Annotated in this window: 23 protein-coding genes; 8 read left to right on the forward strand and 15 right to left on the reverse strand. The window is 74.6% G+C overall.

Annotated features, from left to right (window positions below):
* Nucleotides 1-147 precede the first annotated feature (147 nt).
* The 4 genes from ACIGW4_RS25365 to ACIGW4_RS25380 all read right to left on the reverse strand — a co-directional run bounded on the left by ACIGW4_RS25365 (nucleotide 148) and on the right by ACIGW4_RS25380 (nucleotide 4,816).
* A complete protein-coding gene (locus ACIGW4_RS25365) occupies nucleotides 148-1,332 on the reverse strand; it encodes a glycosyltransferase (RefSeq protein ID WP_399582987.1) in 1,185 nt (394 codons plus the stop codon).
* Entirely contained in the window at nucleotides 1,329-2,450 is a 1,122-nt protein-coding gene (locus tag ACIGW4_RS25370) for a glycosyltransferase family 4 protein (RefSeq protein WP_399582989.1), read from the reverse strand. The genes ACIGW4_RS25365 and ACIGW4_RS25370 overlap by 4 nt, the downstream gene beginning before the upstream one ends.
* Before the next feature lie 301 nt (nucleotides 2,451-2,751).
* The gene (locus tag ACIGW4_RS25375; RefSeq protein ID WP_123450243.1) at nucleotides 2,752-4,167 is read right to left on the reverse strand and encodes a HEAT repeat domain-containing protein; all 1,416 of its coding nucleotides are present in this window, start codon (nucleotides 4,165-4,167) and stop codon (nucleotides 2,752-2,754) included.
* Nucleotides 4,168-4,423: 256 nt separating this feature from the next.
* Nucleotides 4,424-4,816, reverse strand: a complete 393-nt coding sequence (locus tag ACIGW4_RS25380; RefSeq protein ID WP_123450245.1) for an ankyrin repeat domain-containing protein — start codon at nucleotides 4,814-4,816, stop codon at nucleotides 4,424-4,426.
* 473 nt (nucleotides 4,817-5,289) lie between these two features.
* Between ACIGW4_RS25380 and ACIGW4_RS25385 the strand changes: the two genes are divergently transcribed.
* Together ACIGW4_RS25385 and ACIGW4_RS25390 are read left to right on the forward strand one after the other, a co-directional pair.
* Nucleotides 5,290-5,484: a hypothetical protein gene (locus tag ACIGW4_RS25385; protein WP_030691317.1), complete on the forward strand. Its 195-nt coding sequence runs from the start codon at nucleotides 5,290-5,292 to the stop codon at nucleotides 5,482-5,484.
* A gap of 37 nt (nucleotides 5,485-5,521) precedes the next feature.
* Nucleotides 5,522-7,351 (forward strand): hypothetical protein, encoded by a 1,830-nt coding sequence (locus ACIGW4_RS25390; RefSeq protein ID WP_399582992.1) that lies wholly within the window; start codon nucleotides 5,522-5,524, stop codon nucleotides 7,349-7,351.
* Between the two features lie 220 nt (nucleotides 7,352-7,571).
* On the opposite strand, the gene ACIGW4_RS25395 is transcribed toward ACIGW4_RS25390, so the two are convergent.
* Nucleotides 7,572-9,071 (reverse strand): PLP-dependent aminotransferase family protein, encoded by a 1,500-nt coding sequence (locus tag ACIGW4_RS25395; RefSeq protein ID WP_123450247.1) that lies wholly within the window; start codon nucleotides 9,069-9,071, stop codon nucleotides 7,572-7,574.
* Nucleotides 9,072-9,135: 64 nt separating this feature from the next.
* Between ACIGW4_RS25395 and ACIGW4_RS25400 the strand changes: the two genes are divergently transcribed.
* The 4 genes from ACIGW4_RS25400 (at nucleotide 9,136) to ACIGW4_RS25415 (ending at nucleotide 12,766) form a co-directional block, all read left to right on the forward strand.
* Nucleotides 9,136-9,963: a YitT family protein gene (locus tag ACIGW4_RS25400; RefSeq protein WP_399582993.1), complete on the forward strand. Its 828-nt coding sequence runs from the start codon at nucleotides 9,136-9,138 to the stop codon at nucleotides 9,961-9,963.
* Nucleotides 9,960-10,724 carry a glycerophosphodiester phosphodiesterase gene (locus tag ACIGW4_RS25405; RefSeq protein ID WP_123450248.1) on the forward strand — a complete coding sequence of 255 codons (765 nt, stop codon included), beginning with the start codon at nucleotides 9,960-9,962 and terminating at the stop codon, nucleotides 10,722-10,724. The genes ACIGW4_RS25400 and ACIGW4_RS25405 overlap by 4 nt, the downstream gene beginning before the upstream one ends.
* A gap of 41 nt (nucleotides 10,725-10,765) precedes the next feature.
* Nucleotides 10,766-12,136 (forward strand): MFS transporter, encoded by a 1,371-nt coding sequence (locus ACIGW4_RS25410; protein WP_398712973.1) that lies wholly within the window; start codon nucleotides 10,766-10,768, stop codon nucleotides 12,134-12,136.
* 255 nt (nucleotides 12,137-12,391) lie between these two features.
* Nucleotides 12,392-12,766: an RNA polymerase-binding protein RbpA gene (locus ACIGW4_RS25415; RefSeq protein ID WP_015032218.1), complete on the forward strand. Its 375-nt coding sequence runs from the start codon at nucleotides 12,392-12,394 to the stop codon at nucleotides 12,764-12,766.
* Between the two features lie 107 nt (nucleotides 12,767-12,873).
* Here ACIGW4_RS25415 and fxsA read toward each other — a convergent pair whose 3' ends face one another.
* The 4 genes from fxsA to ACIGW4_RS25435 all read right to left on the reverse strand — a co-directional run bounded on the left by fxsA (nucleotide 12,874) and on the right by ACIGW4_RS25435 (nucleotide 16,927).
* Nucleotides 12,874-13,467 (reverse strand): FxsA family membrane protein, encoded by a 594-nt coding sequence (gene fxsA, locus ACIGW4_RS25420; protein WP_359590904.1) that lies wholly within the window; start codon nucleotides 13,465-13,467, stop codon nucleotides 12,874-12,876.
* Between the two features lie 73 nt (nucleotides 13,468-13,540).
* Nucleotides 13,541-14,317 (reverse strand): polyprenol monophosphomannose synthase, encoded by a 777-nt coding sequence (locus ACIGW4_RS25425; RefSeq protein ID WP_030691310.1) that lies wholly within the window; start codon nucleotides 14,315-14,317, stop codon nucleotides 13,541-13,543.
* 465 nt (nucleotides 14,318-14,782) lie between these two features.
* Nucleotides 14,783-16,420 carry an amidohydrolase gene (locus ACIGW4_RS25430; RefSeq protein ID WP_399582996.1) on the reverse strand — a complete coding sequence of 546 codons (1,638 nt, stop codon included), beginning with the start codon at nucleotides 16,418-16,420 and terminating at the stop codon, nucleotides 14,783-14,785.
* Nucleotides 16,421-16,486: 66 nt separating this feature from the next.
* On the reverse strand, nucleotides 16,487-16,927 hold the full coding sequence (locus ACIGW4_RS25435) for an Lrp/AsnC family transcriptional regulator (RefSeq protein ID WP_123450256.1): 441 nt from the start codon (nucleotides 16,925-16,927) through the stop codon (nucleotides 16,487-16,489).
* Nucleotides 16,928-17,152: 225 nt separating this feature from the next.
* On the opposite strand from ACIGW4_RS25435, the gene ACIGW4_RS25440 reads away from it, so the two are divergent.
* Entirely contained in the window at nucleotides 17,153-17,521 is a 369-nt protein-coding gene (locus ACIGW4_RS25440) for a hypothetical protein (RefSeq protein WP_123450258.1), read from the forward strand.
* A gap of 9 nt (nucleotides 17,522-17,530) precedes the next feature.
* On the opposite strand, the gene ACIGW4_RS25445 is transcribed toward ACIGW4_RS25440, so the two are convergent.
* The 6 genes from ACIGW4_RS25445 to ACIGW4_RS25470 form a co-directional block, all read right to left on the reverse strand.
* On the reverse strand, nucleotides 17,531-18,622 hold the full coding sequence (locus tag ACIGW4_RS25445; RefSeq protein ID WP_399582999.1) for a phosphotransferase family protein: 1,092 nt from the start codon (nucleotides 18,620-18,622) through the stop codon (nucleotides 17,531-17,533).
* A gap of 10 nt (nucleotides 18,623-18,632) precedes the next feature.
* Nucleotides 18,633-19,694, reverse strand: coding sequence for a hypothetical protein (locus tag ACIGW4_RS25450; RefSeq protein WP_399583051.1), 1,062 nt, complete (start codon nucleotides 19,692-19,694; stop codon nucleotides 18,633-18,635).
* 281 nt (nucleotides 19,695-19,975) lie between these two features.
* On the reverse strand, nucleotides 19,976-20,215 hold the full coding sequence (locus tag ACIGW4_RS25455; protein ID WP_398712965.1) for a hypothetical protein: 240 nt from the start codon (nucleotides 20,213-20,215) through the stop codon (nucleotides 19,976-19,978).
* A gap of 116 nt (nucleotides 20,216-20,331) precedes the next feature.
* On the reverse strand, nucleotides 20,332-21,504 hold the full coding sequence (locus tag ACIGW4_RS25460; RefSeq protein ID WP_399583000.1) for an acyl-CoA dehydrogenase family protein: 1,173 nt from the start codon (nucleotides 21,502-21,504) through the stop codon (nucleotides 20,332-20,334).
* A gap of 268 nt (nucleotides 21,505-21,772) precedes the next feature.
* Nucleotides 21,773-21,919 carry an SCO1431 family membrane protein gene (locus ACIGW4_RS25465; protein ID WP_123450266.1) on the reverse strand — a complete coding sequence of 49 codons (147 nt, stop codon included), beginning with the start codon at nucleotides 21,917-21,919 and terminating at the stop codon, nucleotides 21,773-21,775.
* 75 nt (nucleotides 21,920-21,994) lie between these two features.
* A complete protein-coding gene (locus tag ACIGW4_RS25470) occupies nucleotides 21,995-23,398 on the reverse strand; it encodes a peptidase C39 family protein (RefSeq protein WP_399583002.1) in 1,404 nt (467 codons plus the stop codon).
* Between the two features lie 224 nt (nucleotides 23,399-23,622).
* On the opposite strand from ACIGW4_RS25470, the gene ACIGW4_RS25475 reads away from it, so the two are divergent.
* The gene (locus ACIGW4_RS25475; RefSeq protein WP_123450270.1) at nucleotides 23,623-24,252 is read left to right on the forward strand and encodes a uridine kinase; all 630 of its coding nucleotides are present in this window, start codon (nucleotides 23,623-23,625) and stop codon (nucleotides 24,250-24,252) included.
* The last annotated feature ends 183 nt before the right edge of the window (nucleotides 24,253-24,435 follow it).

A 24,435-nucleotide genomic window follows, 5' to 3' on the forward strand; every position in this document is an offset into this window, starting at 1 on the left:
GGGTGTCGGGGCCCAGGGCCTCCGGGACCCCGGGGGCCTGCTTCGGGGTGGGTGGAGCGGCCGTCCTCGTCCCCGCCGTCCTCGTCCCCGCCGTCCTCGTCCCCGCCGTCCTCGTCCCCGCCGTCCCCGTCCCCGCCGTCCTCGGTGTCATCGGCGGGCCTCCTCGGGGACGCGCGGCCGAACCTCCGGGAGGGCGTCGTGGGCGTGGAGGAAGGCGGTGACGGCGCGGTCCCAGGAGAAGAGCTCCGCACGCGCGCGTGCGGCCCGGCGGCGGACGCCCTCCGGGACCGCGAGGAGGCTCCGTACCCCGTCGGCGAAGGCGGCCGGCGTGCCGGCGGCGGACGCCCCCGCCGTTCCCACGACCTCGGGCAGGGCGGAGGAGGCGCTGACCACGACGGGGGTCCCGCAGGCCAGGGCCTCCAGGGCGGAGAGGCCGAACGTCTCGGCGGGTCCCGGAGCCAGGCACACGTCGGCCGCCGCCTGGAGGTCCGCCAGGGCCTCACGGTCGGCCACGTGCCCGAGGAACCGCACGGGCAGCCGCCGCTCGCGCGCCCGCCGCTCCAGGGCGCCCCTCAGCGGCCCGTCCCCCGCGACCACGAGCGCCGCCGCGACCCCCGAGGCCCGCAGCTCCTCCAGGGTGTCCAGGGCCGTGCCCGGCCGCTTCTCGACCGAGAGGCGCGAGCACAGCAGGAGCAGCACCCGCTCCCCGCCGGCGTACCGGGCGCGCGGCACGGCGCCGCGGCGACCGGGCCGGCAGCGGTCCAGGTCCACGCCGAGCGGGGCCCGTACGACGTTGCGCGCCCCGATCCGTACGAACTCGCGCTCGGCCCACTCCGTCGTGCACACGATCCGAGCGAAGGTCCACGCGGTGCGGCGGTTGAGCCGGTCCGCGGCTCCGGCCGCGAGGGCGGGCGGCACGCCCCAGGTGCGCAGCACCCCGTCCGCGGTCTCGTGGGAGACCATGACCGACGGCACGCGCGCGCGTCGTGCCCACTCCCCCGTCCACCGCAGCGTGGTGCGGTCCGAGACCTCGATCCGGTCGGGGGCGAGTTCGTCGAGGAGCCGGCGGACCCGGCGCCGGTCGGCGAGGACCCGGTAGCCGCCGGTGCCGGGCAGCACGGGGCCGGGGAGGGTGACGACCCGGCCCTGCTCGGTGCGGCGGTCGCCCGCGGTGTCGCCGGGGACGACGAGGACGGGCTCGTGTCCCGCGGCCAGGTAGCCGCGGCCGAGCTGGTCGAGGGCGGTGCGCAGGCCGCCGGACGTGGGGGTCACGAAGTTCGCGAGCCGCACGATCCGGAGTCCGGTGCCGTCTCCCGTACGGGTGCCGCTCATGCCGCCACCGCCGTCCGCTCGCGCAGCACCTCCAGGTAGTGGCCGATCAGCTCGTCGCCGAGCGCCTCCCAGGTGCGGCCCTCGACGGCGGCCCGTCCGGCCCGGCCGTGGGCGGCGCGCGTGTCGGGCGAGGCGGCGAGCGCGGCGACGGCCTCGCGCAGGGCGTCCGGATCGTCCGGGGATACGAGGAGCCCGGTGCGGCCGTGGTCGACCAGGTCCAGGGGTCCGCCGGCGGCCGGGGCGACGACGGGGACCCCGCTCGCCATGGCCTCCTGGACGGTCTGGCAGAACGTCTCGTACGGGCCGGTGTGGACGAACACGTCGAGCGAGGCGAAGATCCGGGCGAGGTCGTCGCCGGTGCGGCGGCCCAGGAAGCGGGCGCCCGGCAGGGCGGCGCGCAGGGCGGGCCCGCTGGGTCCGTCGCCGACGACCACGACCCGGACGCCGGGGAGCGCGCAGGCTCCGGCGAGCAGGTCCACCCGCTTCTCGGGCGCCAGGCGGCCCACGTAGCCGACGAGGAGTTCCCCGTCGGGGGCGAGCTCCCGGCGCAGGGCGGTGTCGCGCAGTCCGGGGCGGAAGCGGGCGGTGTCCACTCCGCGTCCCCAGAGCCGGATGCGGCCGATGCCGTGGGCCTCCAGGTCGCGCACGGCGGCCGAGGAGGGGGCGAGGGTGCGGTCGGCGGCGCCGTGCACGGCGCGGAGGCGGCGCCAGGTGGCGCCCTCGCCGGTCCCGACGTACGTGCGCGCGTAGCCGGCGAGGTCGGTCTGGTAGACGGCGACGGCGGGTATGCCGAGCCGGGCGGCGACGGTCATCCCGCGCACGCCGAGGACGAACGGCCCGGCGAGGTGGACGAGGTCGGCGCGGTGGGCGGCGATGGCCGCGGCGACCCGGCGGCTGGGCAGGGCGACGCGTACCTGCGGGTAGCCGGGCAGGGGGAGGGAGGGCGCCCGGACGACGGCGCAGGGGGCGTCGGCGTCCGCGGCCGGGTCGGCGACGGCGGGGGCGATGACGAGCGGGGTGTGCCCCCGCCGGACGAGGTGGCGCGCGGTCTGCAGGGCGCAGTGCGCCACACCGTTGACGTCGGGAGGGAAGGATTCGGTGACGATGACGACACGCATACGGGTGTTGTCGTCGCGCCCGGCGTGCCCCCGCCGACGTGGATCTGGACGGGGAGGGAACGTCCCATGAGCGTTTGCCCCGGGGGACCGGAGGAGGCCCCGCCCCGGAGTCCCGTGAGCGTTTCCCCCGGGGACCGGAACAGGGCCCGCCCCGGAAACGCCCCGACCCCCGGGACGGGGCCACGGTCGGCGGGTTCTCCGCCGCAGGCCGCGCCGTCCCGGGGGTCGGGGGCGGGTGGCTCGGGTGCGCGGGGTCGGGCCGGGAGGGGTTGGTCGGACCCGTCGCTGCCCCGGGCCGGGGTCAGACCTGGAGGTCCGGCCCTATCCGGTTGCGTACCGCCGCCTGGACCTCGACCTCTTCGGCCGGGTCCGCGGCGAGGCGGCGCAATCGCTCGGCGACGCGCACGTCACCGGTCTCGGCGTGCTGGGCCGCGACCTCGCGGGTGGTCTCCTCGCAGTCCCAGAGGCATTCGACGGCGAAGCCGGTCGCGAAGGTGGGGTCGGTGGCGGCGAGGGCGCGGGCCACGTGGCCGCGCAGCCGGGAGGAGGTCGTCTCGCGGTAGACGTGGCGCAGCACGGGCGCCGCGCAGGCGATGCCGAGGCGTCCGGCGCCGTCGACGAGGCAGGCGAGCTCGGGGGCGTCGGGGCCCGCGGAGCGCACGGTGTCGCGCAGGGCGCCGAGGACGAGGCCGGCGTCCTGGGCGGTGCCCCGGCAGGCGAGGACCTCGGCGGCGGCCGTCCCGAGGGCGTCGGTGCGCCGGACCCACGCGCGGGCGCGGGCGACGGCGTCCTCGCCGCACATCCGCCGGTAGGCGGCGACGGCGGCGTCGGCGACCTCGCGGGAGTCGCCGTCGGCCGCGGCCTCGACGAGGTCGAGGACGGCGGGGTCCCGTGACTCGGCGAGGTGGTGCAGGGCGGCGCCGCGGGCTCCGGGGGCGCCGTGCCGGGCGGCGGCGAGGAGCTCGGGCCGGTCCTCGGGTCCGGCGACGGCGGTCAGGCAGCGGGCGGCGGGGCCGTGGAGGACGGCTCCGCGCTCGTACCCCTCCTGCGCCCAGTCGAGGACGGCCCGGACGCTCCAGCCGGGGCGGGGCCCGGCGGGGCGCATCTGGCGCTGCCAGCGGTCGAAGGAGCCCTGTTCCCGGGCGGCCCTCACCCGGGCGCCGACGGCCTCGCGCGGGTCCTCGGCCCACAGCCGCCAGGGGCGGGGCTCGAAGGCGTCGCGGACGGTGCGCGCCAGCTCGGCGTCGCCGTCCGCGTCGGCCGGGAAGCGGGCCAGTACGGGCAGGGCGAGCGCGCGGAGTCCGGCGTCGTCGTCGCGGAGGGCCAGCTCGTCCAGGGCCCAGGCCCAGTTCGCACCGGTCGCCGCGTACCGCCGGAGCAGCAGCAGGGCGTCCTGGCGCCCGTAGGAGGCGAGGTGCCCGAGGACGGCGAGCGCGAGCCCGGTCCGGGACTCCTCGGTGTCGAGGTGGTCCTCGGCGCCCAGGAGGTGCGCCTCGATCTCGTCGAGGCCTCCGTGGAGGTCCAGGTAGAGACGGGCGTAGTAGAGGGAGCGGTTCTCGACCTGCCAGTCGTGGCGGGGGTCGTCGAGAACGCAGTGGTTGAGGGCCGCGAGGGCCTCGGCGCGTGGCGCGGCGAGCGCGTGCAGGGTGCCGTCGCCGCGGCCCCGCTGCAGCAGGCCGAGCAGGGTGCCGCTCGGCGCTATGACTGGTTCGAACATGGGAAGACGCCTCACATCAAGCTGTCGACACGACCGGGGGATACCGGGGGGAGCCCGGTCGGGCGGTACATCGCCCGTACGCCTAGGCCGCGCGGCAACATTCGGGGCCGCCCGTCGTCGTCCGCCTGCTTGTGATCATCTTCCTCAGCCTCTCGTCGGTGGCCCGTTTTGCCGGGCCCGACGTCATGATGACCCACCCATTTCGCCACCGCGACCACATTTACGACGCTGCTCCCACCTGGGGTTCAGCCGCCGTTCACCTGGATCCGAAGAGCTCCAGGAGTTCGGTCTTCCCGAACATGCGGGCGGTGTCGAGCGCGGACGGAGTCCCTGCCTCCGGATTCGCGCCGGCGGCGAGGAGGGCGCGGATCACGGCGTCCTCGCCCTTGAAGACGGCGCCGGCGAGCGGGGTCTGGCCGCGGTCGTTGGGGCGGTCGGCCTCGGCGCCGCGCTCCAGGAGGGCGGTGACCGCGGCGGCGTGGCCGTGGTAGGCGGCGAGCATGACGAGGGTGTCGCCCTTGTCGTTCGTGAGGTTCGCGGGGACGCCCGCGTCGACGTAGGCGGCGAGGGCGTCGGCGTCACCCGCGCGCGCGAGGTCGAAGACCTTCGACGCCAGCTCGACGACCTCGGGGTCCGGAGTCTCGCTCATCGGGTGGAACCGCCTCTCTCTCCTGCGTTGTCGGCCTGTGCACGGCAAGCGCGGCCGTACGAGTGAATCGACAGGGTACTGCCCGTCCGGCGACATGACCGCGCCCCGCGGCGGCAAAGATCACGTCGTCCCGCCCCCCGGGACCCGTCCCTAGGGGGTGTCTTGTCGATCAGGCCGGATCAGGGAGCGGCGTCTGGTGCCGTGCATCGCAAGGCGGAGGAGGGAGGCAACGCGGAGCGTTGTCGACCGACGACAACGCGGCGAGGCGCGGTGCCAGACGCCGCGAGCCCGGCCTGATCGGCAAGACACCCCCTAGCGCACGCCGGGCGTTCCGCCACCCGGCGGGCGTCTGCCGTCCGCCGGTCAAGTGAAATCAGCAGTTTTTCACCCTAATGCACCTTTAATCACATAGATACTTGCTGTGAATCTGGAAGAACTCATGGTGACTGTCCCCTCAACCAGGAGAACAACCAATGATCCTGTCCATCTCAGGCGTGGTCCTGCTCGGCATCATCTGCTTCCTGTTCTTCAAGAAGGACGGGATGAAGGCCTCGCACGCCCTCGTCAGCTCGCTGTTCGGCTTCTACCTCGCGGGCACCGCCATCGCCCCGAGCATCACGGCGGGCGGCCAGAGCCTCGCCGGCCTCCTGGGCGGGATCAAGTTCTGACGCCCTTCAGTCCCTTCCACCGATTCAGGAGTACTTCGTGGCCCGGCGACCACTCCCCCGCATTCTGAGCAGCGGCAGCGCACAGATCGCTCGCAGTCGAGAGATCGCGCGCACGGCCGCCGACAGCGCCACCGACGTGCTCCACCCGCTGATCACGGTCTCGCGTGGTCTGCGGAAGCTGGCCGCGACCGCGCGCGCCAAGTGGGCCGCGACCCCCAAGGAGCGGCGTGGTCCCACGCTGCTCCTGGTCGCGGCCTGCGTCCTGGTCGTCGCCCTCATGCCGTACGGGCCGCTCCTCGCGCTCGTGCTGCTCATGGCCGTGGCCGCCTGGCTGGGCCGGGAGCGTCCGGTCGTGAAGACCGGACCCGACGACGCGGAGATCGCCCGGCTCAAGGGCCTGTACGAGGCACTCGTGCCGTACTTCTCCGTGCCGGAGGACCCCGAACCGCTCTTCGCCCACGGCGGCGAGTGGAGCGGCGCCTTCGGGGAGTACGCCTTCGACGAGGACGGGCGGCTGACCCGGCTGAAGATCGCGTACCCCCCGTACTTCACCGACGGCGAACCGGCCGCCCGCGCCCGCGTCGAGCAGCTGCTGCACGCCAAGTCGGGGCGCGGCCGCGAGTACCGCTTCGACTGGGACGAGGAGGGCAACCGGCTCGTCATGAGCGTGCTGCCCGCCCTGCCCACCACCATCGCCGCCCAGCGCTTCGTCACGGTGCCGGGCGAGACCGTCCTCGGGTTCACCGACGCCGACGCCGTGCAGCGGACCGTGCCGGTCGTCTCGGCGGACGGCACGGAGGACGCACCGGCCGTCATCTGGCGCACCGGTCCCCGTTCCACCGAGCCGCACCTGCTCGCCGTCGGGCAGCCCGGCAGCGGCACCACCTCCCTGCTGCGCTCGATCGCGCTCCAGGCCCTCCCCCACGGGGACGTGCTGGTGGTCGAGGGCGGCGGCACCGGCGAGTACGCGTGCCTGACCGGCCGCGCCGGCGTCCTCGCGGTCGAGTGCGGGCTCTCCGGGGCCCTCGCCGCCCTGGAGTGGGCGGCGCACGAGACGGAGCGGCGGCTGATCGCCGCGAACCGGGCCCGGCAGGCCGGTCAGCCCGCGCCCGAGGACACCCGCCGGCCGCTGTGGATCCTGCTCGACCGGCCGAGCGTCCTGGGTCACCTGGCCGCCGCCGACGGCCGCCCCGACCCGCAGGAACTGCTCCAGGTGCCGCTGCGGCACGGGCGCACGGCGCAGGTCACCGTGGTGGTGGCCGAGCAGTTCGACAGCACGGAGACGCTGAGCGAGGCGGTACTGGCCCACACGCGGGCCCGGATCGTCCTCGGCCCCGCCGCCCCGGAGCAGATCGCGGCCGTCCTCGGCGCCCGGCCGCACACCACGCCGACGCCCGACGTCCCGGCGGGCCGTGGCTACGCGCGCCTGGGCACCGGCCCGGTCCTGCGGCTCCAGGTGCCGGCCACGCCCGACCCGTACGACGACGCGACGAGCGAGGCGCACCGGCAGGCGGTCCTGGACCTGCTCCCGGAGCGCAGCCCGGTCACGGCCCCGCCCCCGCCCGCGAACCCGCCCGTGGCCACAGCCCCGGCCCCGCCCGCGAACCTGCCCGTGATCACGGTCAAGTCCCCGGCCCCGGTCACGACCCAGGACACCGTCACCGTCAAGACCCCGGCCCCGGTCGCGGCTCAGGACGCGGTCGCCGTCAAGTCCCCGGCCCCGGTCACGACCCAGGACACGGTGACGATCTCGGCCGCCGTGGTCGAGACGGCCCCCGGTCCGGCCCCCGAACCGGCGCCGGCGCCCCGCACCGAACCGGGCTCCGGCCCGGCCCCCTTCCACGCGCCCGTCCCGGCGGAGGGCTGAGGAAGGAACGGACCGCACACCTGAGGAGGGGGGGCCCCCCCGCCCGGGGGGGGCCCCCCCCCCGCCCCGGGGGCCCCCCCCCCCCCCCCCCCCACCGGGGCGCCGCCCCCCCCCCTCCCCCGGCCCCCGCCCCGGGGGGGGGGGGGGGACCCCCGGCCCCCCCCCCCGCGGGCGGCCCCCCCCCGCCGGGGCCCCCCCCCCCCCACGTCCCTGCGGACCGCTACGCCACGAACGACCTCGGCGGCTCCGCGCCCCCGCCGGCGCCGGACTCGACCAGGCGGGCCGCGGCGGCCAGCCGGGCGGCCGCCTCGTCGGCGACCGGGCCGCCGACCGTGAAGGGCAGCCGGACGAAGCCCTCGAAGGCTCCGTCGACACCGAAGCGGGGCCCGGAGGGCACCCGGACGCCGACCCGCTCCCCGGCCTCGGCGAGCCGGGAGCCGGACAGGCCGCCGGTGCGGACCCAGAGGGTCAGACCGCCGCGCGGGACCGCGAACTCCCACTCCGGGAGCTCCCGGCGGACGGCGGCGACGAGCGCGTCCCGGTTCTCCCGGGCCTGCTCGCGGCGCAGGCTCACGGCCTCCTCCCAACCGCCCGTCCGCATGAGCCAGTTCACGCCGAGCTGCTCCAGGACGGGGGTGCCGAGGTCGGCGTACGCGCGCGCGGCCACCAGGGAACGGATGACGTCGGGGGCGGCCCGGACCCAACCGATGCGCATGCCCGCCCAGAAGGCCTTGCTGGCCGAGCCGACCGTGAGGACGGTGGCGCCCGCCGGGTCGAAGGCGCAGACCGGCCGGGGCATCTCCAGGCCCTCGTCCAGGTGCAGCTCGGCCATGGTCTCGTCGACGACGAGGACCGTGCCGGCCGAGCGGGCCGCCTCGACGAGCTGCCGCCGCTGGTCCTCGCCGGCGAGCGCGCCGGTCGGGTTGTGGAAGTCGGCGACGACGTACGCGAGCCGGGGCGCCGCGTCCCGCAGCACCTGCCGCCAGCGGCCCAGGTCCCAGCTGCCGAGGCCCTCGGCCATGGCGACGGGCACCAGCCGGGCGCCGGCCGAGCGCATCAGCTGGAGGATGTTGGCGTACGAGGGCGACTCGACGGCGATCCGCTCGCCCCGCCCGGCGAAGAGGTGGCAGATGGCGTCGATGGCGCCCATGGCGCCGGTCGTGACCATGATCTGCTCGGGCATGGTGGGGATCCCGCGCGCGGTGTACCGGTCGGCGAGCATCTGCCGCAGCGCGGGCAGCCCGGCCGGGTAGTCCCCGTGCGTGTGGGCGTAGGGCGGCAGCTCCTCCAGGGCGCCCTGGACGCTCCGGGTGAGCCAGGGCTCGGGCGCGGGCAGCGCCGCGCAGCCGAGGTCGATCATCGAGCCGAGGGCCTCGGGGGGCAGCGGTTCGAGGCCGCGCGCGGGCAGCGGGTTCCCGGCGGGCACGGCGGTCCAGCTGCCGGCGCCGCGCCGCGACTCCAGGAAGCCCTCGGTGCGCAGCGCCTCGTAGGCCGCGGCGACCGTGGTGCGGCTGACGGTGAGCGCGAGGGCGAGTTCCCGCTCGGCGGGCAGGCGGGCGGCGACCGGGACGCGGCCCTCCAGGACGAGCAGCCGGATGCCGTCGGCCAGGGCGCGGTAGGCGGGCGGCTTGCGGGTCCCGGGTCCGGCGGGCCGGGGCTGCTGCGCCTGGAGCTGCCGGGCGAGCTGAGCCGGTCCCACCGCCGAAGTCCACTGAGCCATGGAAATCAGTCCACCTTCCTCGAATTGGCCATGGTTGACATCCGATCCCCCGCCACAGAGTGGCATGAGTCAGTCCACTACCACCACCTTGGGGGGCAGTTCCTTGTCCATCGCCTCCGGTCTTCGCGGCCGGCACCTCACCCGTCGGCTCGTCCAGCTGTACGTCGGACTGACGCTGTACGGGGCCAGCTCGGCGCTGCTCGTGCGCAGCGGGCTCGGCCTGGAGCCCTGGAACGTCCTGCACCAGGGCCTCGCCGAGAAGACCGGGCTGTCCATCGGCGTGGTGTCGATCGTCGTCGGCGCGTTGGTGCTGCTGCTCTGGCTCCCGATCCGTCAGCGGCCCGGGCTGGGCACGGTCTCCAACGTGTTCGTGATCGGCCTGGCGATGGACGGCACCCTGGCCCTGGTCCCGGACGTCCACGGCCTGGCCGGGCAGGTGCCGCTGCTCGTGCTCGGCATCGCCCTCAACGGTGTCGCCACCGGCCTGTACATCGCGGCGCGGTTCGGGCCCGGTCCGCGCGACGGCCTGATGACCGGTCTGCACCGGCTCACCGGCCGGTCCATCCGGCTGGTGCGGACGGCGATCGAGGTCGTGGTGGTCGCCACCGGCTTCCTGCTCGGCGGTTCGGTCGGTGTCGGCACGGTCCTGTACGCGCTCGCGATCGGCCCGCTCGCCCAGTTCTTCCTGCGCTGGTTCGCCCTCCCGGAGCCGGACTCCACCGGGGCGGCGCCCGCCTCCGGCACCGTTCCCGGCGGCGCGACGGCCGCTTCCGGGCCCGCTCCCGCCGGTGCGACGCCCGGCCCCGGCGGCCCCGTGCTCACCCCCGGGCCGGACTCCGTCCCCTCCTCGGTCGCCATCGGGACACCGGAAGGCGCCATACTGCGGCCGTGACTCGCGTACGCCACCCCTACCTCGACCACCCCTCCCCTCTCGCGTTCGCCCATCGCGGCGGCACGGCGGACGGCCTGGAGAACACCGCGGCCGCCTTCCGCCGGGCCGCCGCGGCGGGCTACCGCTACTTCGAGACCGACGTGCACACGACCTCCGACGGGGCGCTCGTCGCGTTCCACGACTCCACCCTCGACCGGGTGACGGACGCCGCGGGCCGGATCCGCGACCTGCCGTGGGCGGCGGTGCGGGAGGCCCGCGTGGCCGGCAAGGAGCCGCTGCCGCTCTTCGCGGACCTCCTGGAGGAGTTCCCCGAGGCCCGCTGGAACGTGGACGTCAAGGCGGAGTCGGCCCTGTACCCGCTGATCGACCTGATCCGCAGGAGGAAGGCCTGGGACCGGGTCTGCGTGGGCTCCTTCACCGAGTCCCGGGTGGCGCGGGCCCAGCGGATGGCCGGCCCCGTCCTGGCCACCTCGTACGGGGTGCGCGGAGTGGTCGGGCTGCGGCTGCGCTCCTGGGGGATCCCGGCGGCGCTGCGGGCCGGGGCGGTGGCGGCGCAGGTCCCGGAGCGCCAGGCCGGGGTCCCGGTGGTCGACCGCCGGTTCGTGCGGGAGGCGCACGCGCGCGGACTCCAGGTCCACGTGTGGACGGTGAACGATCCGGCCCGGATGAACTCTCTCCTCGACCTGGGTGTCGATGGCATCATGACCGATCACCTGGAGACGCTGCGCGGCGTGCTCACCGATCGGGGAGCGTGGGTCTGAGCCGCGTCCCGGCCACGGGGACGAACGAGGAGGGCGCGGCCGTGACCGCTGACACCATCGAGCCGGAGGAGTACGCCGCCGGCCCCGCCGAGCGGCGGCGCGAGCAGCGGGGGTGGTACTTCTACGACTTCGCGTGCTCGGTCTACTCGACGAGCGTGATCACCGTCTTCCTCGGCCCCTACCTGACGTCGGTGGCACGGGCCGCGGCCGATGCCGAGGGCTTCGTGCACCCGCTGGGGATCCCGGTGCGGGCGGGCTCGCTCTTCGCGTACACCGTGTCGGCCTCGCTCGTGGTCGCGATCCTGGCGATGCCGCTGGTCGGCGCGGTCGCGGACCGGACGGGCCGGAAGAAGCCGCTGCTCGCGGCATCGGCCTACCTGGGGGCGACGGCCACGGCGGGGATGTTCTTCCTGGCGGGCGATCGGTATCTCCTCGGCGCGTTCCTGCTGATCGTGGCGAACGCCTCGCTGTCGGTCTCGATGGTGCTCTACAACGCCTATCTGCCGCAGATCGCGGAGCCGGACGAGCGGGACGCGGTCTCCTCGCGCGGCTGGGCCTTCGGCTACACGTCGGGCGCGCTGGTCCTCGTCCTGAACCTGGTCCTCTACTCGGGGCACGACTCCTTCGGCCTCACGGAGGGCGAGGCGGTCCGCGTCTGTCTGGCCTCGGCCGGTGTGTGGTGGGGCGCCTTCACGCTGGTGCCGCTGCGCCGGCTGCGCGACCGGCGGGCCCGTCCGGCGGGGTCCGAACGGTCCGGCGAGGGCGCGGTGGGCAGCGGCTGGGGCCAGCTGCGGGCCACGCTGAGGGACATGCGCCGGCATCCGCTGACGCTCTCCTTCCTGCTCGCGTACCTCATCTACAACGACGGCGTGCAGACGGTGATCTCGCAGGCCTCGATCTACGGCTCGGAGGAGCTGGACCTGGACCAGACGACGCTCATCACGGCGGTCCTGCTCGTGCAGGTGCTGGCGGTGGCGGGGGCCCTCGGGATGGGGCGACTCGCCCGGTCGTACGGCGCCAAGAAAACGATTCTGGGCTCGTTGGCGGTCTGGACGCTGATCCTGGCGGCGGGGTACTTCCTGCCGGCCGGCTCGCCGGTGTTCTTCTACTTCCTGGCGGCCGCGATCGGCCTGGTCCTGGGCGGCAGCCAGGCCCTGTCGCGCTCGCTGTTCTCGCATCTGGTGCCGCGCGGCAAGGAGGCGGAGTACTTCTCGGCGTACGAGATGAGCGACCGGGGGCTCAGCTGGCTGGGTCCGCTGGTGTTCGGTCTCGCGTATCAGCTGACCGGAAGCTACCGGGATGCCATCATCTCCCTGGTGATCTTCTTCGCCGTCGGCTTCACGCTGCTCGCCCGGGTTCCGGTCAGGCGTGCGGTGGAGGCCGCGGGGAACGCGATACCCGAGCGTATTTAGACGTGGCGGTGAAAGGGCGGTAGTGTACGCGTTTGGCCTGCCAGGCGGACCGTTACTGCGTGCTGCTTTGGTGAAGACACCGGGTCACATCTGCCGCCAGATGTGACAAAACGGGCACTGGTGGGTACAACAAGGGGCGGCACGACGGGCGACGCATGACCCGGCACGGGAATCTTTACCGCCGACCGGACGTTGACCGGATAACGACGACAGCGACACCTGTCCTGTGGGCGACAAGCCCGGGAGGCACGATTCATGAGTGAGCGAGCTCTTCGCGGCACGCGCCTCGTGGTGACGAGCTACGAGACCGACCGCGGCATCGATCTGGCCCCGCGCCAGGCGGTGGAGTACGCATGCGAGAAGGGACATCGTTTTGAGATGCCCTTCTCGGTCGAGGCGGAGATTCCGCCGGAGTGGGAGTGCAAGGTCTGCGGAATCCAGGCACTCCTGGTGGACGGGGACGGACCCGAGGAGAAGAAGGGCAAGCCTGCGCGTACGCACTGGGACATGCTCATGGAGCGCCGCACCCGCGAGGAGCTGGAGGAGGTCCTCGCCGAGAGGCTGGCCGTCCTGCGCTCCGGTGCCATGAACATCGCCGTGCATCCGCGCGACAGCCGCAAGTCCGCCTAGCGGACCGCCGCGAGAGCACCACGCCGCGGGGCCCGGTACACATCGTGTACCGGGCCCCGCGGCGTTCCCGTGCCCCCTCCCGGAAGGGCGGGGGCACGGCCGTGGGATCAGGGCGTCAGCGGCGGACGGGGCCCCTCGGGCCGACGGGGGCCCTGGGGCGCCCCCTCGCGGATGACCTCACCCTGCACCACCTTTCCGTCCGGGCGGTGGATACGGGCCTGCTGGAAGGCGTCCTGGAGGCTGCCGGGAGGTGCGGCGCCCATCCGGCGCTCGACGGCCCTCTCCGCGTACCGCCCGAGGAACGAGCGGACCTGCGGGATCAGCAGGAGCAGACCGGCCGCGTCCGAGAGCAGGCCGGGGATCATCAGGAGCAGGCCGCCGAGCATCAGGAAGCCGTTGCGGTCGTCCGCGCCGGCCCGGTCGGCGGGCGAGGGCGCCACGCCCGTCCGCGCGGCCGCCTGGGCCTGCTGGAAGGTCGAGGTGAGGTTGCGGAAGGCGCGACGGCCCGCCCGCTTCACCACGGCGGCGCCGAGCACGGCACCGCCGACGAGCAGGGCGAGGACGGTCAGCCCGCCCGCCGCGCCCGCCACCACCGTGAGCAGCCAGATCTCCAGGACCAGCCAGGCGGCGACGCCGAGCGGGAGGAACGTACGCGCGCGTGAGCGCTTGGGGGCGGGGGAAGGCGGTACGCCGGTCGTCATGGACCCCAGTGTGCCTGGCGCCCCGCCGGAACGTCGTAAAGGAAGGATCAGTACGGAAGGAGCCGTACGGACGTCAGGAGGGCTTGCGGCCGAGCAGCTTGCCGACCTTCTCCGCACGCGCCGTCAGGCCCCAGCCGGTGACCCGCCACAGCGCCTCGACGACGATGTTGCGGCTCATCTTCGAGTCGCCGACCTCGCGCTCCACGAAGGTGATCGGGACCTCGACCACGTGGAAGCCGGCGGCGACCGCGCGGCGGGCCAGGTCGACCTGGAAGCAGTAGCCCGCCGAGGCCACGTCCTCCAGGCCCAGGCCCTCCAGGGTCTCCTTGCGGAAGGCCCGGTAGCCGCCGGTGACGTCGCGGATCGGCACGTCGAGCATCACGCGCGAGTAGAGGCTGCCGCCCCGGGAGATGAACTCGCGGGACTTCGGCCAGTTCACGATCCGGCCGCCCGGCACCCAGCGGGAGCCGAGGACCAGGTCCGCGCCCTTGAGGGCGGTGAGCAGCCGCGGGAGCTCCTCGGGCTGGTGGGAGCCGTCGGCGTCCATCTCGACGAGGACGCCGTAGCCGTGCTCGATGCCCCACCGGAAACCGGCGAGGTAGGCGGCGCCGAGCCCTTCCTTGCCCTTGCGGTGCAGGACGTGCACGTGGTCGTCCTCGGACGCGATCTCGTCCGCGAACTTGCCCGTGCCGTCGGGGCTGTTGTCGTCCGCGACGAGAACGTGCGCCTCGGGCACGGCTTCCCGCACCCGCGCCACGATCGGCTTGATGTTCTCCGCCTCGTTGTAGGTCGGAATGATCACCAAGGCCTTGCCGAGCGGGCCGTAACGCCTCTGGCCACCGTCGTTCACTACTGCCCCTTCGGATACATACGCAGGACCCCACCATAGCGAGGTCTCCGGCGTGCTCCGGTGCGGCGGGTCGAGTGGTCCGGGTGACAGACCGGACGGAAGGGGCCACAGGGGCGGGCGAGGTGCGGTGCGGGGCCCGACGTCCTTCGGTCCGACCTGGGATCCGCTGGCTGCGGGTCGACCGAGAGCCGTTGTCTACTGAACGTCCGGGCCCCACCCGGGTCGCACCTTCCGCCGGAGAGACCTTCCCTCGCGGCCGAGGCGCGGGCGGCGTTCGGCTGCGGCGTGGGGGCGGTCCGGTCGGACGTCCTGTGGTGGACGCGGTGAACCTACCCGCCCCCGGCGGGCGACTGTCAACACCGACTTGACCTGCGGAGACCCCTCAAAAGGCCAGGCCGGAGGGGAGAATCCGCAGGTCGGGGACAGACGTACGGAACGTCGCCCGGGGTCCGAAATGCCCCTGTATCAGTCGTTCGGCCGTACGAACACCGTCTGCCCGTGCACCACCGTCCGCAGGCAGACGGGGAGATCCGCGCCGGGCGACAGATCGGGCAGACCGGGCGTTCCGGAGCGCGGGTCGGTGGACCAGCGGGCGACCCGGTCGTCGGGCGCCTGGACGACGAGCTCCTCGGTGCGCCAGACCGCGTAGTCGGCGGGGGCGCCGGGGACCAGCGTCCCCGCGTCGTCCCGGCCCACGGCCCGCCAGCCGCCCCGGGTGTGGGCGGTGAAGGCGGCCCGGACGGAGATCCGGTGCTCGGGGGTCCGGTGGAAGGCGGCGGCCCGGACGGTGCCCCACGGGTCGAGCGGGGTGACCGGGCTGTCGGAGCCGAAGGCCAGCGGCACCCCGGCGCGCAGCAGCGCGGCGTACGGGTTGAGGGTGCGGGCCCGCTCGGCGCCGAGCCGGTCGGCGTACATGCCCTCCTCGCCGCCCCAGAGGGCGTCGAAGGCGGGCTGGACGGAGGCGGTGAGGCCCAGTTCGGCGAAGGCGGCGATCGTCTCGGGGGTGAGCATCTCGACGTGCTCGACGCGGTGCCGGGCGGCCCGGATCCGGGCCGGGCCGAGCTTCTCGGCGGCGGTCCTGACCCCCTCGACGACCGCGGTCACCGCCGCGTCCCCGATGGCGTGGAAACCGGCCTGGAGGCCCGCCTCGGTGCAGGCGACGACGTGCAGGGCGATGGTGGCCGCGTCCAGGTGGGCCGAGCCGCTGTGCCCGGCGTGGTCGGCGTACGGCTCGTGGAGGCAGGCCGTGTGGGAGCCGAGGGAGCCGTCGGCGAACAGGTCGCCGGCCGCGCCGAGGGCGCCCAGGGCCCTCGCCCGCTCGACGTCGAGGTCGGCCCAGTAGCCCACGACCCGGGGCCCTGCCTCCTCGCGCGCGAGGTCCAGGAGTCCGGTGAAGTCCTCCTCGGAGGAGATCTGCGGACCGCCGCACTCGTGCAGGGTGCCGATGCCGAGGGAGGCGGCCCGCAGCCGGGCGGCGCGCTGCGCCTCGGTGCGCTGGAGCGGGGAGACGGCGGCGAAGGCGGCCGCGCGCACGGCGTGGTGGGCGTCGCCGGTGAGCGGGCGCTGCCCGTCGTGGAAGCCGTCCAGGTCGCGGATGCCGGGCACGAGGTCGAGGAGGGCGGTCGTGACGACGGCCGAGTGGACGTCGATCCGGGTCAGGTAGAGCGGGCGGCCGCCGGTGAGCTCGTCGAGCTCGGCCCGGGTGAGCGGGCGGCGCTCGGGCCAGCGGGAGGCGTCCCAGCCGTGGCCGATGAGGATGCGGTCCTCGGGGCGGGCGGCGGCGTGCGCCCGGATCAGCTCCGCGGCCTCGGCGAGCGAGGCGGCGGAGGACAGGTCGAGCCCCGTGAGGGCGAAGCCGGTGGCGGTGGTGTGCACGTGCGCGTCGACGAACGCCGGGGTGACGAGCGCGCCCTCCAGGTCGACGACCTCGTCCACGCCGGACGCGAAGGCGTCGGCCGCGCCCTCCGAGCCCACCCAGGCGACGTGACCGCGCTCCACCACCATGGCGGTGGCGAAGGGGTCGGCGGGGCTGTGGACTTCTCCACCGCGCAGCAGCACGGTGCGGTGGTCGCCGGGAGACGCGGGAGGCATGGACTCGCTCATGGCACCAGGCTAGGACCTGCCGGGACGCGGTTCGTCCGGCAGGTCCCCCCGGTGGCCCCGGGCACGTCAGATGCGCGGCGGCCTGGCCTCGTACGGCGTGGACAGGACGACGGTCGTGCGGCTGGAGACCCCGGCCTGGGAGCGGATGCGGGTGAGCAGGTGCTCCAGCTCCAGCGGGGTGGCGACGCGGACCTTGAGGATGTAGTTCTCCTCGCCCGCGACGCTGTGGCAGGCCTCGATCTCCGGGATGTCGGCGAGCCGGTCGGGGGTGTCGTCGGGGGCGCTGGGGTCGAAGGGTTTGACCGAGATGAAGGCGGTGAGCGGCAGGCCCACGGCCTCCGGGTCGACGACGGCGGCGTAGCCGCGGATGACCCCGCGCTGCTCCAGCCGGCGGACGCGCTGATGCACCGCCGACGTGGACAGGCCCGTGGCCTTGCCCAGGTCGGTGTAGCTCATGCGCCCGTCCTTGACGAGCAACTCCACGATCTGACGATCCAGCTCCTCCATGCGGTGACCCTATTGCTCCGCGGGGCCGGGGGCACAGCCGGGGGCGGCCCGTATGGGGCGCTATGGGCCGTCACGGGGCACCTGCGACGGGCATGTGACGAACGCCACAGGTTTGCGCCCGGCCCGGGGCGCCGCCTCACGGTTATGCGGAGTTCCGCATGGGAAGTGCTTGCTGTGGTCGAGGCCGCACAGATCCGGCCGACCCAGCCGAGGGGGAGATTCCCAATGCAGGAGCCTGTTGAATCGGTCGACACGTCCGACGAGCTCGACGCGTACGACACCTTTGAGATGTTCCGGGTCGTCTGCCCGGAGTGCGTGCAGCCCATCGCGCTGCTCGCGGACGAGGACGCGCTGCCGGAGCACGCGCTCTGCCCGTCGCCGTGGAACCCCTTCGTCCTGACGGTCTGCCCGGGCACGGGCCTCCCGGCCGCGGACGCCCGCCCCGCCGACGACGTGCTGGGGGTCCAGGAGCAGGACACCGCACTGCTCCTGACGCTCCCCCAGGGCCTCGACTGGCGCACGCAGCCCTTCTCGCACGTCGGCGGTCCGGGCTCGCGTCCGATCCGGGTGCCGCAGATGCGGCGCGCGGCCTGAGTCGTCCGGCTACCAGTAGCTTCCCCGCACCATCGCCGCGAGCGTGGCGTGGTGCAGGATCAGGCCGTCGGGGTCACCGGGCACCTCGACCTCGCCGAAGTGGGCCTGGCGGTACGCGATCCTGAGCATCACGATCGCGTGCCGCAGCGCCGCGTAGAGCGTGTGGAACTCCATGTCGCGCGGGGTGTGGCCGGTCAGTTCCGCGTACCGCCGCTCGACCGCGTCGCGCCGCAGGAAGTCGGGCAGCCCCGGCCGGCCGAAGCCGACGGTCAGGTCCTGGAAGAAGCGGTGCAGGTAGACGGTCCAGCCGAGGTCGACCTCGCGGGGGACGTACGCCGCCATCTCCCAGTCGAGGACGGCGGCGGGCGTGAATCCGTCGTAGACGATGTTCCCGATGCGCGCGTCGCCCCAGCCGAGGACGGCGGGCCCCTCGTCGGCCGGCCAGTGCTCCTCCAGCCAGTCGAAGGCCGACTCGATGAGGGGTGAGGGTGCGAGTCCCTCCACGACCCAGGAGTAGTAGGCGCGTTGGGCGTCGACGTGCCGGCGCAGTGGGCTCCCGGCGCCTTCGGGCAGCAGGAACTCGGCCTCCTTCGCGGGGAACTGGTCGTGCAGCCTGGCCAGTACGGAGACGGACTCGGCCTCCAGGTGGTCGCGTTCGGCGTCCGTGGCGGCGTGCAGCCAGTTCCCCTCGTACGTGTAGGGCATGACGTCCGGCGGGACGCGGCCCTCGGCGCGGGCCATCACGAAGAAGGGGGCGCCGAGCGGCTCCGGGTCCTCCTCCAGCCAGAGCACGCGCGGCACGGGGACGTCGGTGTGCTCGCCGACGAGGCGCATCACCCGGTGCTGGCGCGCCATGTCGTAGACGGGGAAGACGGTGTACGCGGCGGGGTCGGCGGCGAGCCGCAGGGCGCAGCCGCGGACGGGGGCGTCCGGGTGGTCGAGGTCGAAGAGCAGGGTCTCGCTGGACATGCCGTTGGAGCCGGGGACGGCGAGGCCGGTGACCCTGGCACCGGGCAGCCGCCGGTCCAGCCAGGCGGTGAGCCGCCGGCCGAGCTCCTCGGGGTCGCGGGTGGTGGTGCGGGGACGCGGGGCGGTTGCCACATCGGCCTCCTCAGCCGGCTGTCGAGGTGTGGTCGGCGAAGCCGCTGGGGTCGTGGCGGCCGAAGGAGCCGTGTTCGAAGATGCCGTACCCGGTGCGGCCGTCGAGGGTGAAGCGGGCGGCGTGGTCGGTGACGCCGTACGCGGCCACGGGGTGGGCGGCGGGGTCGGAGAGGTCGTAGACGCGGCGGTCGGTCCAGCCGCGGCCCTGCCAGCTGCCGTGCTGCCAGTCGGTGGCGGGCGGGTAGCCGGCGCCGACGGCGAGCGGGGAGGAGGCGAGGATCTCGACGCCGATCTCCAGTGGCTTTCCGGCCGGGTCGGCGAGGTGGACGGTGGCCCGCTCGGGGTGGCGGGTGCCGGGGCGGTACGTGATGTCGGTGCGGGGCCAGCCGAGCTGGGTGTCGCGGTGGCCGTTCCGCACGAGGAGGGCCTCGTTGAGGGTGCGGTAGCCGTCGGCTTCCTCCTGGGCGATGACCATGAGGAAGCGGTCCTCGAAGCGCATCGGGATCCAGAGCCAGTAGAAGCCCTCGGGACGGAACTCGGCGGCGCGGCCGGGTTCTTCGCCGGGGAGGGGGCGGACGCCCCAGCTGCGGTCGCGGGTGCCGGTCCACTCCCCCGCCGTGACGGCGAACTCCTCGCCGCCGGCCCTGATGGTCCCCGCGCAGTGTCCGGCCTGGACGAAGCGGCGGCCTTCGAGGGTGAGCCGGCCGCCGTGGCGCTGGGTGTGGTGGGGCTCCCAGACGGCGGGGAAGTCGCCGGTCCAGGTGAGGTCGAAGGAGAGCCCGTCCGGGTCGTCGGGGTCGGCCGCGCAGTGCAGGGAGAGGCGTCGGAGGGGTTCGTCGACGGTGATGGTCAGCGGGCCGACGGAGAGGTCCGTCCGGTCGTCGCCGAGGGCGTCGGAGGCGCGGACGGCGTGCAGCCGGTCGCCGGTGCGCAGGGTGGCGTAGGCGTCGACGACCCCGGTGTTGGGGTAGACGCCGAGACCGGCGATGAGCAGGGCCCGGCCGGTGTGGTCGAAGACGTGGAAGATGCACCGGTCGTAGGCGTTCCGGTCGCCGCTGACGTGGTGCTTCATCGAGAGCGGTGCCTGGTGCACGGGGTATTCGTCGAGCGCGACGGGCCGGTCGTCGTCCACGGCTGACCTCCTGAGCGGCGAGTGGGATATGACGGTACGTCAGGTCCCGTTCGGGGGGCCAGAGTCGTGCACCGGGTACCGGGCGAACTGCCGCTCGAATCCGCTCGGCGGTGACCCCGGCCGTCGGGACGCGTTGGTTCGGGCATGACCACGCTGTACACCACTCCCAGCGGTTACGGTCGGCACCGGCAGGCCGAACCGCACGGTGAAGAATCGGTTCCTCAGTCGCCGTCGACGGAGCCGGCACCGAGCCCGGCACCGGCTCCCGCCCCGGCACCGGCGCTCTCCCCGGCGCCCGCGCCGACCACCATGGCGGCGTCGGCCTCCATGACGGCGTCGACCACCAGGTCCGCGCCGACCACCAGGTCCGCGCCGCCCCCCGTGCCCGTCCCGGTCCCCGTGCCGATGCAGGGACAGGCGCAGACCCAGCCGCAGGTGAAGCCCCCCGCCGACCCGCCCATCTACCGGGACGTGCTCTCCCTCTGGGCCAGCCAGGGCCGCACCCTGCCCGGCCACCGCGACCAGGAGTGGACCAGGCTCGCCGCCGGACCGGTCTGGGCGGACCGCACCGTACGCGTCAGCGGGACTCTGGTCCGACCAGGTGACGGGCGATGACCACGCGCTGGATCTGATTGGTCCCCTCGACGATCTGGAGCATCTTCGCCTCGCGCAGATACCGCTCCACGGGGAAGTCCGCCGTGTAGCCGTAGCCGCCGAGCACCTGCACCGCGTCCGTCGTGACCTGCATGGCGGCGTCCGTGCAGAAGAGCTTGGCCATCGCCGCGCGCCGCCCGAAGGGCCGCCCCTCGTCCCGGAGCCGCGCCGCCTCCAGGTACAGCGCCCGGCCCGCCTCGATCCGGGTGGCCATGTCGGCGAGCAGGAAGCGCAGCCCCTGGAAGTCGGCGATCGACCGGCCGAACTGGCGGCGCTCCCTGGCGTACCCGACGGCCTCGTCCAGGGCCGCCTGGGCCAGCCCCACGGCACAGGCGGCGATGCCGAGCCGTCCGGAGTCCAGGGCGTCGAGCGCGATCGCGAAGCCCTGCCCCTCCGCGCCGAGACGCCGGTCGTCGGCGACCCGCACCCCGTCGAAGTGGAGCTGCGCGGTCGGGGAGCCCTTCATGCCCATCTTCCGCTCGGGCGGGGCGGCGCCCACCCCCGGCGCGTCCCCCGGCACCAGGAAGGCCGTGATGCCGCGCGCGCCCGGCCCGCCGGTACGGGCCATGACCGTGTAGAAGTCCGCGATCCCGCCGTGGGTGATCCAGGCCTTGGTGCCGTCGACGACCCAGTCCCCGCCGTCCCGGACGGCGCGGGTCCGCAGGGCCGCCGCGTCCGATCCGGCGGAGGGTTCGGAGAGGCAGTACGCGCCGAGGAGGCCGCCGCCCAGCATCGCGGGCAGGTGCGCGGCCCGCTGCTCGTCGGTGCCGAAGCCCGCGAGCGCGTGGCAGGCCAGGGTGTGGACGCTCACCCCGAGCCCGACGGTGAGCCGGGCGGCGGCGAGCTCCTCCAGGACCTGGAGGTAGACCTCGTACGGCTGACCTCCCCCGCCGTGCTCGGGGTCGTACGGCAGTCCGAGCAGCCCGGAGCGGGAGAGCAGCGCGAACAGCTCGCGAGGGAAGCGGCCGGCGGCCTCCTCCTCGGCGGCGCGCGGGACGATCTCACGCCGGGCGATGTCACGCACCAGGGAGAGCAGTTCCCGGGCCTCGTCGGTGGGCAGCCGGCGTTCCACGCCGTCCGCGGCGCTGTCGGTCATGGCCGGACGCTCCTCCCTGCCGGGCGCACGGGTGCGCGCGGAGTGCCGAGATCGCGGGGAGTATGCCCGTTCCGGCCCGGAGGATCACGCGGACACCGGGGATGCACACGGTTGCCGGGCGGAGCCGACGCCGGAGGTGCACACGGTCGCAGGGCCGCCGCCGAGAACGGACACGGACGCCGGGCCGAGCCGATTCCGAGCACGCACACGAGCGGCGGGCCGAGCCGACGCCGGGGATCCGCGCGGACGGCCGCCGGTCACGGCGACCTCACATGAGGCCCGCCCGGGTGACGAGGACGGCGAGCAGGACGACCAGGGTCCAGCCGAGGACGTGCTCCAGGATCTTGGGGCCGTCGTCGCGGGGGCCGCCCGTCCGAGCGCGGACGAGGAGGCGGGGGAGGGTGGTGGAGGTCATGCCGACCACCTTGCGACACCGGGGCGGCCCGGGGGTAGAGACGTCGGTCACGTCCCCCGGGGCCGCCGGGCCGCGTCAGATGATGCCGAGGGCCTCCAGCGCCTTGCGCTGCGCGGCCGAGGGGCGCTCGGGGAAGTAGAGGTAGCAGACCCCTCCTGTGCCGGACACCACTTTGCCGCTCGCGTTGTAGCGCTTGGTGCGGAGCCAGATGTTCTCCCACTCGCGCCGCCGGTAGACCCGGCGGACGGCCTCGTTGCTGGGGGAGGCCGGGTCGTTGGCGATGACGTCGCCGTCCGCGGTGAAGCCGATGACGGTCATCAGGTGGCCCGAGGTGCCGTAGCCGGCTCCGGTCAGTTCCTCCTTGCGGAAGGACTGGGACGTTATGGCCGGGATGCCGACGCGGACCAGCAATCCCAGTTCCGTGAGCGAGCGCAGCCGGGTGACCACGGCGTTCATGTCGGGGTAGGCGGCCGCGTAGGCGGCGTTGAAGGGCCAGTTGCCGCAGCCCTGGTACTGGTGGTCGTAGGTGAAGCGGGCCGCGTGGCAGACCTGTGGGTCGGCGAAGGCCGGGTTCACCCAGGCCAGCTGCTCGGCGGAGGGGCGGCGTCCCCAGTACTCGACGATCATCTGGGAGGAGGTCGGGCTGCACCAGGCCTCGCCGCCGTTGTCGTACTCGGGGTACTGGCCGACGTGGGTGTTCTGCGAGTAGCGCGGGACGTCCAGCTCGTGGTCGAGGCCCGGCTCGGTGGCCGGGACGGTGAAGCGGTCCGGGATGTCCGAGGCCATGGCGCCGATCCGCCAGACGGTCGGGGTGAGGTCGGTCCCGGGGGCGCGGTAGAGGGTGAGGCGCAACCGGTACGAGCGCAGCCGCAGGCCGCTCGCGGCGTCGTCGATCGCGAAGGTGTCGGTCCAGACGGTGCTCCTGCCGTCGGTCTGGTCGTCGACCGAGGTGCGGCGGATGTCGCCGTCGCCGGAGGCCCAGCGGCCCATCACGTACCAGGGGGTGGTGGTGGCGTCGGAGTACGTGCCGGACAGTTCGACCTGGAGCCAGGTGCCGGGCGGGGTGGCGGCGTTCCAGGAGGCGATGACCTCGGTGGCGGGCACGGCCGGGGTGTGGACGGGCGAGGTCCAGCTCGCGTACTCCCAGGCGGAGGTGCGTCCGGTGTGCGGGTCGGTGTAGTCGACGCGCCCGGCGGGGGTGGTGAGGACCAGGCCGGGCCGGAGGCCGGCGACCGCCTTCGTACCGGCCGCCGCACCGCACCTCCAGTCCGTGTACGAGGACCAGAAGCGGTTGTCGACGAGCCCGGCGGCGGGGGCGTGGCCCCGCTCGGCGCCGTCGGCCGCGCCGTCGGGCGCGGTGAGGCCGGGGTCGGCGGCGGTCGCGGGGTCCGCGGCGGTGGCGGGAGCGGCGGCGGCCGTTCCCGCGGCGGCCGCGAGCGCCGCGGCGAGGACGGTTCTGCGCGGGGTGGAGCTGGTCATGGGCGGTGACCCCCAGTCGAGAACGGTGGGCGTGCGACGGTGCCGGGGCAGGGCGTACTGCCTCCGCACCGGTGGACGGACGGGGCTGCGCGGGCCCACTATCCCGGCCGGCGGGGGCCTCCGCCAGCACTTCGGCTCGCGTCGCCGCACCAATATTGGTCTTCACCACTGGCGGCGGCACCTCGCTGACCTGCGACGGTCCCCCGCTCCCCTACGCTGGGGCCATGAACGACCTCGACCGCGCGGCCCGCGCGCTGCTCCGGCTGCCGCCCTCCTGCGGACCGGTCCGGCTGGTGGCGGTCGACGGCCACGCGGGCTCCGGCAAGTCCACCCTGGCGGCCCGGCTGTCCGCCGCCCTCGGCGACGCCCCCGTCCTCCACCTCGACGACCTCGCCACCCACGAGGAGCTCTTCGCGTGGACCGGCCGGCTGCGGGAGCAGGTCCTGGAGCCGCTCTCCCGGGGCGAGACCGCCTGCTACCGCCCGTACGACTGGCGGCTGCGGCGCTTCGGGGAGGCGCGGGCGCTGCCCCCGGCCCCGGTGGTCCTCGTCGAGGGCGTCGGCGCCGGCCGGCGGGTGGTGCGGCCGTTCCTGGCGTGGCTGCTGTGGATGGAGCGCGCCGCCGAGGACTCCTGGGCGCGCGGGCGGCGGCGCGACGGTTCGGAGCAGGCCTCCTTCTGGGACGGCTGGACCGTGGCGGAGACTCGCCATTTCGCCGAGGACCCCTCGCGGCCCTTCGCCGACACCCTGGTACGGGAGTGCCGGGAGGGGTACGACTGGCTTCCAGGGCCGGCCGTGACAGCGGGCGCGCACCAGATCATCACGCACGGTGACGGCTTCCCGTCCGTGATCTGAGGGGGTGGAGGCCCGCCTCCGCAAGTCCCTCAACTTCGCTTGACCGAGGGGGCGTACAGGTCTTACGTTCTGAATGTGCGGCTTTTCGGAGCCGCCGCGGACACGAAGCCCCCGGTTGTTCCCCCGTGATCGGGGGCTTCGTTCTGCCCTCGGAAGCCCTCTTCGAGCCCCCTCCGAGCCCCC

This window comes from Streptomyces sp. NPDC053513 (assembly GCF_044544765.1).
Classification (GTDB): Bacteria; Actinomycetota; Actinomycetes; order Streptomycetales; family Streptomycetaceae; genus Streptomyces; species Streptomyces litmocidini.